18 protein-coding genes are annotated in these 14158 nt (G+C 64.5%); 7 read left to right on the top strand and 11 right to left on the bottom strand.

The features are described from left to right. Positions 1-62 precede the first annotated feature (62 nt). Complete coding sequence (fumC, locus tag DV027_RS07410; RefSeq protein WP_130731222.1) at positions 63-1517, top strand: class II fumarate hydratase; 1455 nt, start codon at positions 63-65, stop codon at positions 1515-1517. A gap of 196 nt (positions 1518-1713) precedes the next feature. Here the strand turns inward: fumC and DV027_RS07405 are convergent, their stop codons facing one another. From DV027_RS07405 to DV027_RS07375, 7 genes are all read right to left on the bottom strand, one after another. Beyond that, complete coding sequence (locus DV027_RS07405) at positions 1714-2925, bottom strand: SMP-30/gluconolactonase/LRE family protein (RefSeq protein WP_130731221.1); 1212 nt, start codon at positions 2923-2925, stop codon at positions 1714-1716. Positions 2926-3050: 125 nt separating this feature from the next. Then, positions 3051-3365, bottom strand: a complete 315-nt coding sequence (gene hmuQ / locus DV027_RS07400) for a heme-degrading protein HmuQ (RefSeq protein ID WP_130731220.1) — start codon at positions 3363-3365, stop codon at positions 3051-3053. Between the two features lie 13 nt (positions 3366-3378). Then, positions 3379-3639 carry a hypothetical protein gene (locus DV027_RS07395; protein WP_130731219.1) on the bottom strand — a complete coding sequence of 87 codons (261 nt, stop codon included), beginning with the start codon at positions 3637-3639 and terminating at the stop codon, positions 3379-3381. A 37-nt stretch (positions 3640-3676) separates the two neighbouring features. Next, positions 3677-4015, bottom strand: coding sequence for a hypothetical protein (locus DV027_RS07390; RefSeq protein WP_130731218.1), 339 nt, complete (start codon positions 4013-4015; stop codon positions 3677-3679). 92 nt (positions 4016-4107) lie between these two features. Beyond that, positions 4108-5079: a TrbI/VirB10 family protein gene (locus tag DV027_RS07385; protein WP_130731217.1), complete on the bottom strand. Its 972-nt coding sequence runs from the start codon at positions 5077-5079 to the stop codon at positions 4108-4110. Continuing rightward, positions 5076-5969 carry a TrbG/VirB9 family P-type conjugative transfer protein gene (locus DV027_RS07380; RefSeq protein WP_130731216.1) on the bottom strand — a complete coding sequence of 298 codons (894 nt, stop codon included), beginning with the start codon at positions 5967-5969 and terminating at the stop codon, positions 5076-5078. The genes DV027_RS07385 and DV027_RS07380 overlap by 4 nt, the downstream gene beginning before the upstream one ends. Further along, entirely contained in the window at positions 5966-6172 is a 207-nt protein-coding gene (locus DV027_RS07375; protein ID WP_130731215.1) for a hypothetical protein, read from the bottom strand. The genes DV027_RS07380 and DV027_RS07375 overlap by 4 nt, the downstream gene beginning before the upstream one ends. 140 nt (positions 6173-6312) lie before the next feature. Between DV027_RS07375 and DV027_RS07370 the strand changes: the two genes are divergently transcribed. The 3 genes from DV027_RS07370 to DV027_RS07360 all read left to right on the top strand — a co-directional run bounded on the left by DV027_RS07370 (position 6313) and on the right by DV027_RS07360 (position 9010). Next, positions 6313-7026 carry a lytic transglycosylase domain-containing protein gene (locus DV027_RS07370; RefSeq protein WP_130731214.1) on the top strand — a complete coding sequence of 238 codons (714 nt, stop codon included), beginning with the start codon at positions 6313-6315 and terminating at the stop codon, positions 7024-7026. Between the two features lie 173 nt (positions 7027-7199). Then, a complete protein-coding gene (locus DV027_RS07365) occupies positions 7200-7736 on the top strand; it encodes a DUF1269 domain-containing protein (protein WP_130731213.1) in 537 nt (178 codons plus the stop codon). Between the two features lie 146 nt (positions 7737-7882). Then, positions 7883-9010: a major royal jelly family protein gene (locus DV027_RS07360; RefSeq protein ID WP_242621783.1), complete on the top strand. Its 1128-nt coding sequence runs from the start codon at positions 7883-7885 to the stop codon at positions 9008-9010. A gap of 196 nt (positions 9011-9206) precedes the next feature. Here DV027_RS07360 and petA read toward each other — a convergent pair whose 3' ends face one another. After that, positions 9207-9842: a ubiquinol-cytochrome c reductase iron-sulfur subunit gene (gene petA / locus DV027_RS07350; RefSeq protein WP_130731271.1), complete on the bottom strand. Its 636-nt coding sequence runs from the start codon at positions 9840-9842 to the stop codon at positions 9207-9209. 161 nt (positions 9843-10003) lie between these two features. Here petA and DV027_RS07345 point away from each other — a divergent pair, with 161 nt between their 5' ends. From DV027_RS07345 to DV027_RS07335, 3 genes are all read left to right on the top strand, one after another. Then, entirely contained in the window at positions 10004-10189 is a 186-nt protein-coding gene (locus DV027_RS07345; protein WP_130731211.1) for a YqaE/Pmp3 family membrane protein, read from the top strand. Between the two features lie 10 nt (positions 10190-10199). Continuing rightward, positions 10200-10844 (top strand): glutaredoxin 2, encoded by a 645-nt coding sequence (gene grxB / locus DV027_RS07340; protein ID WP_130731210.1) that lies wholly within the window; start codon positions 10200-10202, stop codon positions 10842-10844. Between the two features lie 117 nt (positions 10845-10961). Further along, the gene (locus DV027_RS07335) at positions 10962-11171 is read left to right on the top strand and encodes a hypothetical protein (protein ID WP_130731209.1); all 210 of its coding nucleotides are present in this window, start codon (positions 10962-10964) and stop codon (positions 11169-11171) included. Between the two features lie 276 nt (positions 11172-11447). Here the strand turns inward: DV027_RS07335 and DV027_RS07330 are convergent, their stop codons facing one another. From DV027_RS07330 to DV027_RS07320, 3 genes are all read right to left on the bottom strand, one after another. Then, entirely contained in the window at positions 11448-12092 is a 645-nt protein-coding gene (locus tag DV027_RS07330; RefSeq protein ID WP_130731208.1) for a hypothetical protein, read from the bottom strand. A gap of 231 nt (positions 12093-12323) precedes the next feature. After that, entirely contained in the window at positions 12324-13736 is a 1413-nt protein-coding gene (locus DV027_RS07325; RefSeq protein WP_130731207.1) for a cryptochrome/photolyase family protein, read from the bottom strand. A 93-nt stretch (positions 13737-13829) separates the two neighbouring features. Further along, the gene (locus DV027_RS07320; protein WP_408884454.1) at positions 13830-14147 is read right to left on the bottom strand and encodes a hypothetical protein; all 318 of its coding nucleotides are present in this window, start codon (positions 14145-14147) and stop codon (positions 13830-13832) included. Positions 14148-14158: the final 11 nt, after the last annotated feature.

The raw sequence follows: 14158 nt of genomic DNA, 5'->3' as shown, positions 1-14158 counted from the left end.
GGGGCGCGAAAGGCGGGTGGTGTGCCCATATTCCCTTCAGCCATAAGGGAAGGAACGCCACCATGACCGAACCCACGACCCCGACATTCAAGGCCTGCCCCATCGGGCTCGATGCCACCGGCACCCGGCGCGAGAAGGACTCGATGGGCGCGATCGATGTGCCCGCCAGCCATTACTGGGGTGCCCAGACGCAGCGCAGCCTCGTGCATTTCTCGATCGGGCGCGACCATATGCCCATCGAAGTCTGCCGTGCCTATAGCATCGTGAAAAAGGCGGCGGCCCAGGTCAACGCCGCCGATGGGCGCATGCCGCAATGGAAGGCCGACGCGATATGCCGCGTGGCTGATGAGGTGATCGCGGGCAGACTCGATTCCGAATTCCCGCTCTTTGTCTGGCAGACCGGCTCGGGCACCCAGACGAACATGAACGTGAACGAAGTCATCGCCAACCGCGCCATCCAGTGCCTTGGTGGGGTGGTTGGCTCAAAAAGCCCCGTTCACCCCAATGATGACGTGAACATGGGCCAGTCGAGCAATGACTCGTTTCCCACCGCCATGCATGTTGCCACCGTGCTTGAAATCGACAGCCTCCTGCTGCCGCGCGTGCGGGAGCTGATCGAGAGCCTGCGCAGCAAGGCGGAGGAATGGATGCAGGTGGTCAAGATCGGCCGCACCCACCTGCAGGATGCCGTGCCGCTTACGGTAGGGCAGGAATGGTCGGGCTGGGCCCAGCAGTTGGAAGATGCGCTTGAGGCGGTCGAGGCCGCGCGCCCGGGCCTGTTGCAGCTTGCGGCGGGCGGCACGGCGGTGGGCACCGGGCTGAACGCCCCGCCGGGCTTCAGCCGGGCCATTGCAGGGCGCATTGCCGCGCTGACGGGCAAGCCCTTTGTCACTGCACCCAACAAATTCGCGGCCCTTGGCGGGCTGGATGCCATGGTGCGGGCCTCGGCGGGCCTGCGCGGGGTGGCCGTGACCCTGCTCAAGATTGCCAATGACATGCGCCTGCTCGGCTCCGGCCCGCGCTGCGGGCTGGGTGAGCTGCACCTGCCGGAAAACGAACCCGGCTCCTCCATCATGCCCGGCAAGGTCAACCCGACCCAGTGCGAGGCGATGGTGATGATCTGCACGCAGGTGCTTGGCAATGACGCCACGGTGGCGTTTGCGGGCAGCCAGGGCCAGCTTGACCTGAACGTGATGCGCCCGGTGATCGTGGCCAATGTGCTGCATGCCATCCGCATCCTGGCCGATGGCTGCCACAACTTCCGTGTGTTTTCGGTAGAGGGCACGACGCTCAACCGCAAGCGCATTGATGCTTACGTGGCGGGCTCGGTCATGCTGGTCACAGCCCTCAGCCCCGAGATCGGTTACGACCGGGCATCGGCCATCGCCCATCAGGCCATGGAGCACGACATCAGCCTGCGCGAGGCGGCCCTGGCCTCCGGCTTTGTCGATGAGGCCACTTTCGACCGCCTCGTCCGCCCGCTCGACATGGTGGGCAAGGGCGTGGGCGGGGCCTGACAAGATAAAAGTTTCCGGGTGCCGCCTTTTTCAAAAAGGAGGTATTCTTCGAAGTCTGTTGAAAAAAGCTGCACCCGGATGATGCCTGCCTGCCTGCGCTTTGGTTGGTAGTTTCTTTGACAGTAAAATAAGGCTGTGAAATCAACAGGTTACGCGAAGAGTCTTCCCCGCACACGTGGGGATTAACCTTTATCATTTACGAAGGCGCAGCGCCCTGCGTGTTGACCTGCAGCGTGAACAGCGTATCGCCCGCGCACATGAACACCACATCGCGCTTGGGGCCGCCGAAGGTCAGGTTCGACACCCCGCGTGGCAGGCGGATGCGCCCGATCATGTGGCCGTGGGGGTTGTACACCACCACGCCGCACAGCCCCAGCGGCCCGTTGGCCCCGCACCACAGGTTGCCGAAAATGTCGGTGCGCATGCCATCGGGAATCATCGCGTGCCCGTTCAGCATCATGTCGGCAAACGGGCGGAGGTTGCGCACCTCGCCGCCTGCCACGTCGGCGGCATGGATGCGCCCGTCGCCACCATGGCCGTCCTGCCCCGGTCCCGGCCCGTCGGAGATGACATAGACGATCTTGCCATCGGGCGAGAACGCAATGCCGTTGGGGTCGGGCAACTGCTTTTCGGTCAGCACCGCCTTGACCTCGCCCGTGGCCGGGTCGATGCGGAAGACATGGTCCTCCTGCCGCCGGCTGCCGCCAAACTCGGTCATGACCTCGCCATCAAGGTTCCAGCGTTCCACGCCCGCGCGGTTGGCGGGGTTGCCCGGCGCATCGGGGTGGCCTTCCACGATCGTGTCGCCATAGCCGGGATCGGTAAACCAGATGCTGCCATCAGGGTGGACGGCAAGGTCGTTGGGCGAGTTGAGCGGGGCGTTATTGTAGTGGTCGGCCAGCACGCGGCATGAGCCGTCATGCTCCCAGCGCACCACGCGGCGCAGGCCGTGCTCGCAACTGACCAGGCGGCCTTCATTGTCAAAGATGTTGCCGTTGCTGTGATAGGACGGGCTGCGGAAAAGGGAGACGGCCCCGTTCTCCCACAGATAGCGGTACTGCACGGCGCGGATCGTATCACTCAATAGCAGGAAGCGCCCTTCGCTGCACCAGGCCGGGCCTTCCAGCCAGCCGCCGCCGCGCCATGCCAGTTTCAGCCCGGCATTGGCATAGGCCAGATTGCCAAAGCTGGGGTCGAGCACCAGGATATCGGGGTCGGGCAGGGGCGTGACCGGCGCATCAGCGCCCCATTGCCGCGGCGGGTTCGAGACCACGCTGGGCGGCTGGGGCAGGCTATCGGGGCTGGCGGCCCGGGCGCGTTGGCCGATGGTCCATAATCCGCCTGCGGCCAGCCCTCCGGCAAGCATGGCCCGTCGGCCAGGATTGAACGGATGGATGACTGGCGGCATGGCGGCCTCCCTTTGATGATGATGGATCACGACAGGACAACCCGGCCCCCTGAAGGGGCCGGATAACGCCGGATGAGTGTTGATCCTGAAAGTTTATGGCGAAGTTTTTTTAAAAAAGACGGCTTTCAGTTCGTGATATCCTGAAGCACTTCAAAGCCCTCGAACACCGGCGGCCCCGCCATGAGCGGCTTGCGGTTGCCTGCATGCGCGTGTGCCGCGCGGAACTGCTCGGACTGGGTCCAGCCCACAAAGGCCTCATAGGATTCCCATACCGTGTGCGAGGCATAGAGGATGTAATCCTCATGCGCGGGGCCCTTGAGAAACTGGAAGCTGACAAAACCGGGCACGGTGCGCAGATGCACCTCGCGGCCCAGCCAGCGCTCACGGAATTCGGCCTCGTTCTCGGGCGGGATACGGAAACGGTTCATGGCGATGTACATGTCTGGCTTCTCCTCAAAAGCTATTCTGAAAGCCTGCCTGCGCCCCGGCTGGCGGGTGCGCCGTAGGGGCAGGGTAACGCATGGCGCGCGCCTTTTCACCCGCCTTGCAGGGCATGGTGCGGCAGAGCCTGAAAATAAATCCTTGATAAAAAACTGATAAAAGTTTTTGGGTACCGCCTTTTTTCAACAAGGCGGCATTTTTCGAGGCTTTTCGCAAAAAGCAGCCGTAAGGGCGCACCATGCGCAGCGGATCAGGTGAGGGGATATCGAACACCTGCAGCCTGCCCTGCCACCCGGGCCAGGGCGGCCTTTCAGCGCCGTTCTGAATCCGCGCCGCTGCCCTCATCGGTAATGCCCGCGCGTGAGGGCGCGTCCGAGCCCGGTGCCACCGTCCGGCTCATGCGGGCAACACCGGCATCATCGCCAAACCCCTTGGCCGCGACGCGGCGGCGGGGGGCGGGGTTTTCCATCAGCACGGTGGCGAGCGCCTCGGGGTCGGTGCGTTCGGCTTCATCAAACAGCTCGTCGGCGCGGGCTTGGTCGCCCGCGCGTTCGGCGCGCAGGCCCGCCTCGGCCAGATGGCGGGCGGTAGCGTGCTTGTTCCCGCCGTCATCACCAGGGCGGTCATCATCATTCATCGAGCGTGGCATGGGCCTGCCTTTCCTGTCGTGTTACGGGCCGCGCGTGGCCCATGGGCAGACAACACGCGGGGCGGGGTCATGGTTCACCCCGGCCTGCATGGCTACTGCTCGGCCAGGGTATAGACGCTGCTGAAGTCGAGATCGCGCGCCACATAGATCTGCACCATGTTGCCCTGCTGCACATACAGGCTGGGCGGCACGTTGCTGGTCTGGGCAAGGATGACCTTTTCCACCTCGCTCACAACGGAATTGGTGTTGTCGCTGCTGGTGGTGATGCTGGTGGTGCCCGGCTTGGAGGCGAGGTTGGTGATGGCCTGCACCATCATCTGCCCCACATTGGTGATGATCGAGACCATGATCGCATCGCCAAAGCGCGCCCAGAAATGCGTGTCGACCTTGCCCTTGACCCCGCTGCCGCCTAGCGGCGTGGTGCCGGGGCTGAGCAGGTCGATGCTCACGCCCTCGGGGTTGCGCAGGCGCAGCCAGTTCACGAAAATACGCTTCTGGCCATATTGCAGGGCGGATGTCACCTCGCCTTCCGCCACCGCCCCCTTGTCGATCAGGCGCACCTTGCCGTTGATGGAATAGACATCATGGCTGACCCGGCAGGTGACCAGCCCGGGCAGGGTGGTGTTGATCTCGTTGATCGTGCCGCACGGGATCAGCGTGCCCTTGCCCACGATCAGGTTCTGGCCATGCATCAGGCTGGCATGGGTGGTGGGCGTGCCCTCGGGCTGCAGGCGGGTCAGGAGCGGGTTATCGGTCTTGGCTGCCGCCGTGGCCGCAGCGGGTGTTGCTGCCGGTGGCGCGGTGGTATCGGCTACCGGGGTGGCGAAGGTGAAATCATGGCCCAGCCTGCGCTTCATGGCGGCGTCTTCCACGCTTTCTACCGTTGCCGCGGGCGCTGCCACGGGGGCAGGCGCCGTGCCGGGCGGGCAGGAAGCCTGTCCCTGCCCATCGACCATGACGGTGCTGCCGGGGCATTTCAGGGTAAGGTGGGCTGAATCCTGCGCGTGGGCGGGGCAGGCGAGTGCGCAGAATGCCAGCGCACAGGTGGCGGCCACGCGCCTCATGATGCCCCGTCGCGCACGACCCGGCGCACCATGGGCGAGATGGTGCCGCCCGGCGCACTGCCCAGCGAGGGATTGAACCCGTCATTGACCACGCCAATCACGAGGCTGCCGTAGCGGATGCGCCATTGCCGGGCGGTCATCTGGGCGGCGAGGATATTGTGGTCACGCCCCAGCACCACGGCGTTGACCACCGTTTCCTGCCCGCTTTCGTTCATGACATACAGCGTGGGCAGCACCCCGTTTTCAGGGAAGCGGAAATAGGTGAAGCGGTAGTCATCCCACACGTTCAGGGGGGCTATGGCACGGTCCTGCGTGCCATCCGAGCGGCGATAGGCGGTATTGTGCGGCCCGTCGCCATAGGGGTCGGCCAGTGCGGCCTCGATGTGGCGTGCGCGCGTGGCGGCGGCCTTTTTGCCGCCGTCCTCATCGGGGTAGACATAGGTCAGCTCCACCGTGGCCTGCGCCAGCGCCCACGGCGTGGGGGCGAAGACGGTGCGCATGTGGCCATCCGCCCCCTTTTCCTGCCGGCCGCCCACGTAATGCAGCAGGATATGGTAGGTGCGGCGGTCGGTCACGATGGTGAGGTTGGTGTCGCTCTCCTGCGCCTTGGGGCGGATGAAGCAGTGGTTCTCGCGGCAGGCGAAGGACCAGCCGCCTTCCTCGCCAAAGGCGTGGGTGACGTAATGCTCGTCGGGGGCAAGGGTGATGTCGGTCGCGATCCCCACCACGCCGTCGACTTCCACCGTATCACGCGGGTTATAGATGACCGACTTGATGCGGTAGTCATAGGGTGATGCGCTCTTGCGCCCCGTTGCCCCGGCAGGCGGGGGGCACACGACCGGTGCCATGAGGGCTGCCACCATTGCCATGCGCCATGGGGTGCGGGTCATGGGCGGGCTTCCTGTGTGGAGGAGTCTGCCGCGGGGGTCATGGCGCGGCCCGAGAGTTCAGGCGGCGGGGTGCGGTTGACCGGCACCAGGTGCCACATGCTGGGCTGCGTGACATGGCCCGGCCGGGACGTGCAGCCCGCCAGCAGCAGGCCCGTCGCCACGATGCCAAGTTGCGCGCCCACAGGCCACAGGCGTGAAAACATACGGACGGCCCTGCTCACAGGCCGGGCAGCCCGACCCTGAACCGGACCGCTACCGATTGCTCAAATCCGTCTCTTGACACCGTTCGCATGCGAAAAGGATAAAAAAGCCCCCTGTTATTGGCAAGTCCGGGAAGGAAGAAATGCAGCGCCCGTTCCTTCTCGCGCTTCTGGCGTGGCTTTCATGTGGCCTGATCGACCCGGCGGGGGCAGGCGTGCCCGCTGTGCCACTTGCTACGCTTGCGCAAAGCTGCGCGCCCGATACCGCGCCCCGCACGCTCATGCTGCTGGCCGCCCAGGAATCAGCGGGCATGCCGTGGGCCATTCATGTCAATGGTCCGTACCGCCTGCCCCGCCCACCCGCGAGTCTGGCCGAGGCCACCGCCACCGTGCGCTGGCTGGCCGCCCACGGGCATGATTTTGATACGGGACTGCTTCAGGTCAACAGCCGCAACGCCACGCGGCTGGGGCTGGACCCCACAGCCCTGCTCGAGCCATGCCGCAACCTGCGCGTGGCCAGCCTGATCCTGCATGAATGCTACCGCGCCGCCCTGCCCGGTGCGGCCAGCCCCCAGGCTGCGCTGCGCCATGCGCTGAGCTGCTACAATACCGGCAGCCCCACGCGGGGCCTGCGCAACGGCTATGTTGATGGCCTCCTGGCCCGCGCGGCCCGGCCCGCCGCCCCGGAAACGCTGATGATCCCGGCGCTCGAGGCCCCGCCCGCGCCGCCCGGTGGCGCACCGCCGCCACAGGCACCACCCCCCGCAGACCCGCCCGGCCATGACCCGCAGGGCGATGGCGCGCCGGTGCAGGACGCCTTTACGCATGCGCCGCGCGATGTGTTCACCCCACCCTAGAACCCTAGAACCCTAGAACCCTAGAACCCTAGAACCCTAGAACTCTGGACATAGACCTGCATCGTGCAGGCGGCGGCCATGCCCAAAACCACCACGGCAGATGGGTGGCTTGCATGTAATATCAGAACCCTGATCCGCCACCATCGTGGTGGTAGCATGCAACGGAGTATCCCATGTCCGATCTGATCGTTATCGGCTTTGACAGCCAGGACGAAGCCACGGCCGCGCTGACCGAATGCAAGAAGCTGGAAAAGGAATACCTGCTTGACCTCGAGGACGCGGTTGTCGTGGTCCGTGGGGCGGATGGCAAGCTGCACCTGCAGCAGAGCATCAACCTTGAAAAGGTCGGTGCCTCCTATGGCCTGTTCTCGGGCGGGTTCTGGGGGGCGCTGGTCGGCCTCCTGTGCCTGAACCCGCTGGCGGGTTTTGTCGCTGGCAGCATCGTGGGTGCAGGTGCCGGTGCCCTTGCGGGCAAGATGTCCGATTACGGCATTGATGACAATTTCATCAAGTCGCTCGGCTCGACCATTCCCGCCAATACGTCCGCCCTGTTCGTGCTGGTGCGCAAGTCGCAGCCCGACAAGGTGCTGGCTGACCTGAGCCAGTTCAAGGGCCATGCCCGCGTGCTCCAGACCTCGCTTTCGCCCGCCAATGAAAGCAAGCTGCGCGCAGCCCTCGGCCAGATGGCCGCAGCCGCCCCTGCCGCCTGAAGATCTGTTCCCCGTATGGCCTTGGCGCCTGCGGGGAACAGCGCCATCAGAAGTTTATTTTCGGGTCATGCCAACCCGGTTATCCACGCCCTGTTTCACACGCAGCCGTGAACCATCCGCGCGGCGCGGGGTGATAGGGTAGGGGCATGCGCTTTCCCGGTTTCTCCCTGACCCTGCGCGGCATGGCCGTGGCGGGCATTGTGTTCACCCTTGGGCTTGCCAGCCCGTCGGGGCAGGCTTGCGCGCGTGCGGCGCTGCATACGGCCTGGACCTCGCAGCGCGTGCCCAATGCCGTGGCCGTGGCCGATAACGGGCGCATGTTCGTCTCGTTTCCGTATTGGGGTGGTGGCGGCGGTGGCCCGAGTGTGGCCGAGGTCGATGCGCAGGGCGTGCCCCATGCCTTCCCCGATGCGCGCTGGAACCATGCCGATGGCACGAAAGGCGACATGCAGCCCTTCGTGCGCATCAATGCCCTGCGCATCGGGCCGGACGGACTGCTGTGGGTCGTGGATTCGGGCGATGCCAATGTCGGCGGTCCGCCCAACCCCATGGGGGGAGCGCCTGCGCGGCTGCTCGCCTTTGACATCACGACCGGCCAGCCCGTGCACATCATCTCGTTGCGCGCCAGCAGCACGCCGCACAGTTATATTGATGACATCCGCTTTCATAACGACACGATTTTCGTCACCGATGCGGGCGATCCCGCCCTCATCGTGGTCAGCCAGCGCACCGGCCGGCAGCGCCGCGTGCTGGCCCATGACCGTTCCACCACCGATGAACGCCCGATGTATGCCGAGGGCCGGCTGCTGACCACCGGCGGCCACCCCGCCCGCGTGCATGCCGACCAGCTCGAGGTCTCGCCAGATGGGTCGAAACTCTATTTCCAGCCCAGTTCAGGCCCGCTCTGGGTCGCTCCAACCGCCGCGCTGGAGAATCCGGACCTGCCCGCGCCCGATCTCGCCCGGTCTGTGCGGCTGTTCTACAACACGCCCACCACCGGCGGCACGGCCATCGATGGCGATGGCAACCTGTATGTATCGGATGTGAACCGGCTGCGTATCCTGCGCCTGACCCCGCAGGGCAGGGCCACCACGCTGGTGCGCGACAGGCGGCTGGTCTGGGCCGATGCCATGTGGATCGACAGCCATGGCACGTTGTGGATTCCCGCCGTCCAGCTCAACCGCACCGCCAGCTTCCAGCCTGATGGAAAATCACGCCTGCGCCTGCCGGTTGCGATCTACACCATGGACCTGCACCTCAAACCGGTGCGCTAGGGCCATGTGATAAACGCTTTACCAGGAACCTTAGAGACTGTTTGAAAAGTTCGATCCGCAAACATCCAGAAATCATAAAGAAGTCTTTGGTGGAGCTTTTTTCAGAAAGCTTAGAAGAACGCCGCCTTTTTGAAAAAAGGCGGCACCCAAAAACTTTTATCAATGAGCTGTTTCCAGACAGCCGTTTACTGGTTTTTCAGAGCTGGAGAATGCTCGAGAAGTCAAAATCCTGCCCCACCGGGTTCTCGCCCAGCCGGATAACGGTCGGCGAGGGCATGCTGTACGGCGGCACGGGCAGGTTGTAGGGCGCGGGTGCGCCACGGAACACACGCCCCGCAAGGTCGAATTTGGAGCCATGGCACGGGCAGGCATAGCCGCCGGGCCAGCTGGCCTCGCCCTTGCCTTCGGGCAGCGGCTTGTAGGCAGGCACGCAGCCCAGATGGGTGCAGATGCCCACCACTACGCCGTAGCGCGGGTCAAGCGAGCGGTGCCAGTTCGTGGCATAGGGCGGCTGCTGGGTGTCGTGCGATGGCCCATCGCGCAGGCGGGCGGTCTGGGCTGCATCCTGCAGCACGGCCAGCGCCTCGGGCGTGCGGTGGGTGATGAATACCGGCTTGCCCTGCCAGGTCACGACAATCTGCTGCCCCGGCGGCAGGGCGGATATGTCCACGTCCACCGGCAGGTGGGCGGCGGCACTGTCACGCGGCGCGAGACTTTGCAGGAAGGGCCACAGGCATGCCCCTGCCCCCGCAACAGCCGTGGCAGTGGTCACAAGCCCGAGGAAATTCCGGCGCCCCCCCGGGGCGGGTTGTATGTCCGACGCGTTTTCCATCATCATGTTTTTACTGCGCTCCCCCGCCAAAAGGAAGAGGATACAGCACGCATGCGCCATCTTGCCCAAGTCGCGCCCGACAGGCAGGAATGTGATGGCGGTCCATCCGTGCGCGGTGTCAGGCCCGCTGCCCCGCCAGACCCTCATGAAAGGTATTGTCCATGCGCCTGATCCTGGCCCTCCTGCTGCCCTGGTTACAGTTTTTCACCATCGGGCGGCCCTTTGCGGGCATTGTGTGCCTGATATTGCAGGTTACCGTCATTGGCTGGATTCCCGCCGCCATCTGGTCGGTCTATGCGCTGAGCCAGTACACCACCGATCGCAAGATCGCGGCCATGAAACGCTGACGGGACCGGCATGAAGCTCTATATATACGACCACTGCCCCTTCTGCGTGAAGCCACGCATGATTTTTGGCCTCAAGCACATCGCGGTGACCGATATCGTGCTGCTCAATGATGACGTGCAGACCCCCACCCGCATGATTGGCCGCAAGATGGTGCCGATTCTGGAACAGGACGGCCATTTCATGGGGGAAAGCATGGATATTGTCGCCCATGTCGATGCCATGGATGGCAAACCCCTGCTGACCGGCCCCACGCGCCCCGAAATCACCGCGTGGATGAAGGAGATGCACGAACCCTATCTGAACCTGACCTTGCCGCGCACGGCGGCAACGCCCCTGCCGGAATTCGCGACTACGGCGGCGCGGCTGTATTTCATCCGCAACAAGGAGGAGATGGTCGGCCCGTTCTGTCAGCGCCTGGCCGAAAGCCCGGCCCTGATCGCCCGCATCAACGCGGCGCTCCCCCGCCTGGCCGGGCTGATCCGTAGCCCTGGCGCAGTAAACGGCCAGCTTTCAACCGATGACATCCATCTTTTTCCCTTCCTGCGCAACCTGACGCTGGTGGCGGGCATTGTATGGCCTGCGCCGGTGCGGGCCTATGCCACGCACATGGCGCAGGCTACCGGCATCCCCCTGCTCGACTCCATGGCGGCCTGAGCCGGGATTGCGGCGCAAGCGCATGGCAGCCCCGCCGGGGCGCGGATGCAGGAAACTGTCAGCCTGGCCTGGCCGTTTTCCGTGCAGGACACGCCCGGCATCACAGGGAGGGATACCATGCCAGCATTTCACGATACGCCGCTCCTCCCCGTCAGGCGGGGCGGCGGCACGCCATTCGAGGTCTGGGTGCGTCGGTCGCTGCATGCGCGATTCGACCGGGTCTGTACCGAAGACCTGCCCCATGAAATTCTGGTTCACTTCGCCCGGCCCGACCCTGTGGCACCCGCCCTTGGGGAACATGATGATGAAGCAGGACTGAATGGCTGAGTCCCTGACAGGACGGGCCGGTCAGGTGTGGATTTTTTTTACTGGAATCCGCCCGAGTCCCCTGCACAGGAAAGCGCTGGCGTAAAGAAGGGTGCAAAAAGAATCCTGATTATGGCGGTAAATAGCCATTTATTGTCGCTTTGCCGCAACATGAAACAGGATTCGCAAGATGGAATCTTTCACGCAGCCCTGTGGATAAGTCTGTTGACGCTTGCGGAGATCAGGCACCGGAATGCAGAGTCCTCCTTTTTTCGTGATTTGTTCTGGCGCCCTTTTTCAGCCCGGCAGGTGCAGGGTCACATGCGGCTGCCCGTTGGCCTGCCATTCGCGGCGCAGCTGGGGCATGGGCGTGCCTTTCATGGCCGTGGGGCAGGCGATGTGCCACGGGTTGCCATCAAGCCGCAGGGCAACCCAGCCCTCGATGGTGTCGCTGGCGGGCGCCAGCCCGACAAGGGTCATGTCCATCATGGGGTCGTAGGCGGCAAACTGCCGCTCATGGCCTTCAAAGACCAGCTTCAGCGTGGCGTGGGAGTCGCACATGCGCTTGAGGTCAACAAGCAGGCTGCCACCATTTTTCATGCCCCTGTCAAACATCAGGGTGCCGCCGCCTGCCCGTATGTTCACCGGCAGCATGGTCACGCTCGTGCCCTGGGCATGGGCCACGATGATCGTGCCCCCATCGAGGTTCAGGATGCCTGCGTTCCAGCCGGCGAGTTCGGTCAGGGTCGTGCTCAGCCACGCGCCGCTACGCGCCACGATGGGGCATTCATTGCCCCGGCTGGCGGATATGCGGCCCTCCCTGCGGCACTGGGTCATGGTCTGGTGGAGCGAATCCATATCGAAATGACCGGATACAAGGGCCAGTTGCCCGTGTTCACAGGACACCGCCTGTACGGAGCCATGCCAGTTCCTGCTACCCATGAAATCCTGCCTCCAGATGCTACCTGCATGTCGCCAGCACTGGAGACATGATTAAAATATTGCCGTTTTTTGAGATCTTGATGGCTGTCAGCTGAAAAAATTCCGCTCGGGAAATGGCGGAAATCAGTTTCATATAATAATTAATACATAATATCTGTTACCGTTGGGGGGTATCCCTAGCACCATATGAAGCGGCTGTCCAATTATAGGTCAATTGGTCAATAATATGGGCTAGAGCGCTTTCCATGCGGCCAGCGCGCGGGCCCGCCCACCGGCCAGATCCACCACGGGGGTGGGGTAGCGCGTGCCTGCTGGCAGGTCGGCTTTCCATGGCGTGTGGATGGCGCGGCCCGGCAGGCGCGCGAGTTCGGGCACCCAGCGCCGCACATACGTGCCTTCGGGGTCGAATTTCTCGCCTTGCAGCACCGGGTTGAAAATACGGAAATACGGGGCCGCATCCAGCCCGCACCCGGCCACCCACTGCCAGTTGAACGGGTTGCTCGCCGCATCGGCATCCACCAGCGTATCGGCAAACCATTGTTCGCCCACCCGCCAGTTCAGCAGCAGGTGCTTGGTCAGGAAAGACGCCACGATCATGCGCACGCGGTTATGCATGCAGCCCGTGTGCCACAATTCGCGCATGCCCGCGTCGATGATGGGGTAGCCGGTGCGCCCGCGCTGCCAGGCCCGCAGCCCGGCGGGGTCGGTGCGCCAGGGCATGGCGTCGAATTCGGGCCGCAGGCTGCGCGTGGCCATGTCGGGAAAGTCGAACAGGGTGGAATGGGCGAAATCACGCCACCCCAGCTCGCTCAGGAAGCTCGCGCTGTCGCGGTCGCCCGCGCCGCGTGCGTCAACCGCGTGCCAGACCTGCCGGGGCGAGACATGGCCAAAGCGCAGGCATGGCGAAAGGCCCGACGTGGCGGGTTGGGCGGGCAGGTCACGCGCGGCGGCATAGCCGGGCAGGCGTTCCGCCAGAAATGTATCAAGCCGCTCGTGGGCCGCTGCCTCGCCGGGTTGCCATGTGGCGCGCAGGCCCGCCGCCCAGTCGGGCGTGGTGGGGCGCAGCGACAGGGCGGCCAGCTTCACGAGCCGGCTGGCCACGGCATCTGGCACCGGGGCGGCGGCCAGGGCGGTATTCAGGCCCTGTGGCACGGGCAGCGGCGGCAGCGGCGGCCCCATGGCCTGCACAGCCCGCCACCATGGCGTGAAAACGCGAAAGGGGCCGCCCTGCTTCGTGCGCACCTGCCATGGCTCATGTAGCATGTTGCCGGGATGGCTCCGGGCCATCAGGCCCCCGGCTTTCAGCGCGGTCTTGATCTCGGCATCACGCGTGCGGGCAGGGCCTGCGTAACGGCGGTTCCATTCCACGCCACGTGCGCCCAGAGCCCGCGCAAGCCACAAAAGGCTTTCCTGTTCCGGCCCCGCCATGAGGCATAACTGCCCGCCTTGCGTGCGCAGGTCGGCATCAAGGGCCTCAAGTGCCCCATGCAGCCACCATTTCTCGGCCCCGCCCAGCTTCAGCGCGGGGTCATGGATATACACGCACACCACCGGCCCCGCCGCCACGGCGGCAGACAGGGCCGGGTTATCTGCCAGCCGCAGGTCATCACGAAACCACATGATGGTGGGAGCATAATCAGCCATGACGACCCCGTTCCAGAAAATACCGGCTGTTTGTGTGGGGTACAAATGGCAGGCTGTCAAATAACCACCCGATCGCCGCTACCGGCCCTGCTTTCAGCGTGGGGCAGGGGGTGTGGGCGGCGGGGGCTGCGCGGGCGTGCCCGTGGGCCCGGATGGACCATCGTCCTCGAACATGGCGCGGCATTTGGGCGAGAGCTGGTCAAGCTTGCTTTCCAGGCATTCCGTCATCAGCTTTTCGTTCGGAATGTCGAGAAAGCAGAGCCTGAACACATCGCCCTTGCATGCGCTGGCCTGGTCGCCGCGCTCGGCCGCATGGGCGGACGACATGGCGCAGGCAACACCCGTGGCAACACAGACCAGGGCAAGCAGCCCATGCGTGGTGGAGCGCCGGGCATCGGGCAGGCGTCGCATTGCATTTTCTC

This window comes from Komagataeibacter xylinus, assembly GCF_004302915.1.
In the GTDB taxonomy this organism is placed as follows: Bacteria; Pseudomonadota; Alphaproteobacteria; order Acetobacterales; family Acetobacteraceae; genus Komagataeibacter; species Komagataeibacter xylinus_C.
The sequence above is the reverse complement of the archived record's forward strand: the minus strand, read 5'-3'. Positions and strand labels throughout refer to the sequence as shown.

Coding starts and splice junctions, on each gene's coding strand:
- fumC (WP_130731222.1), top strand. CDS start 63: ATGACCGAACCCACGACCCCGACATTCAAGGCCTGCCCCATCGGGCTC.
- DV027_RS07405 (WP_130731221.1), bottom strand. CDS start 2,925: ATGCCGCCAGTCATCCATCCGTTCAATCCTGGCCGACGGGCCATGCTT.
- hmuQ (WP_130731220.1), bottom strand. CDS start 3,365: ATGTACATCGCCATGAACCGTTTCCGTATCCCGCCCGAGAACGAGGCC.
- DV027_RS07390 (WP_130731218.1), bottom strand. CDS start 4,015: ATGCCACGCTCGATGAATGATGATGACCGCCCTGGTGATGACGGCGGG.
- DV027_RS07385 (WP_130731217.1), bottom strand. CDS start 5,079: ATGAGGCGCGTGGCCGCCACCTGTGCGCTGGCATTCTGCGCACTCGCC.
- DV027_RS07380 (WP_130731216.1), bottom strand. CDS start 5,969: ATGACCCGCACCCCATGGCGCATGGCAATGGTGGCAGCCCTCATGGCA.
- DV027_RS07375 (WP_130731215.1), bottom strand. CDS start 6,172: ATGTTTTCACGCCTGTGGCCTGTGGGCGCGCAACTTGGCATCGTGGCG.
- DV027_RS07370 (WP_130731214.1), top strand. CDS start 6,313: ATGCAGCGCCCGTTCCTTCTCGCGCTTCTGGCGTGGCTTTCATGTGGC.
- DV027_RS07365 (WP_130731213.1), top strand. CDS start 7,200: ATGTCCGATCTGATCGTTATCGGCTTTGACAGCCAGGACGAAGCCACG.
- DV027_RS07360 (WP_242621783.1), top strand. CDS start 7,883: ATGCGCTTTCCCGGTTTCTCCCTGACCCTGCGCGGCATGGCCGTGGCG.
- petA (WP_130731271.1), bottom strand. CDS start 9,842: ATGGAAAACGCGTCGGACATACAACCCGCCCCGGGGGGGCGCCGGAAT.
- DV027_RS07345 (WP_130731211.1), top strand. CDS start 10,004: ATGCGCCTGATCCTGGCCCTCCTGCTGCCCTGGTTACAGTTTTTCACC.
- grxB (WP_130731210.1), top strand. CDS start 10,200: ATGAAGCTCTATATATACGACCACTGCCCCTTCTGCGTGAAGCCACGC.
- DV027_RS07335 (WP_130731209.1), top strand. CDS start 10,962: ATGCCAGCATTTCACGATACGCCGCTCCTCCCCGTCAGGCGGGGCGGC.
- DV027_RS07330 (WP_130731208.1), bottom strand. CDS start 12,092: ATGGGTAGCAGGAACTGGCATGGCTCCGTACAGGCGGTGTCCTGTGAA.
- DV027_RS07325 (WP_130731207.1), bottom strand. CDS start 13,736: ATGGCTGATTATGCTCCCACCATCATGTGGTTTCGTGATGACCTGCGG.
- DV027_RS07320 (WP_408884454.1), bottom strand. CDS start 14,147: ATGCGACGCCTGCCCGATGCCCGGCGCTCCACCACGCATGGGCTGCTT.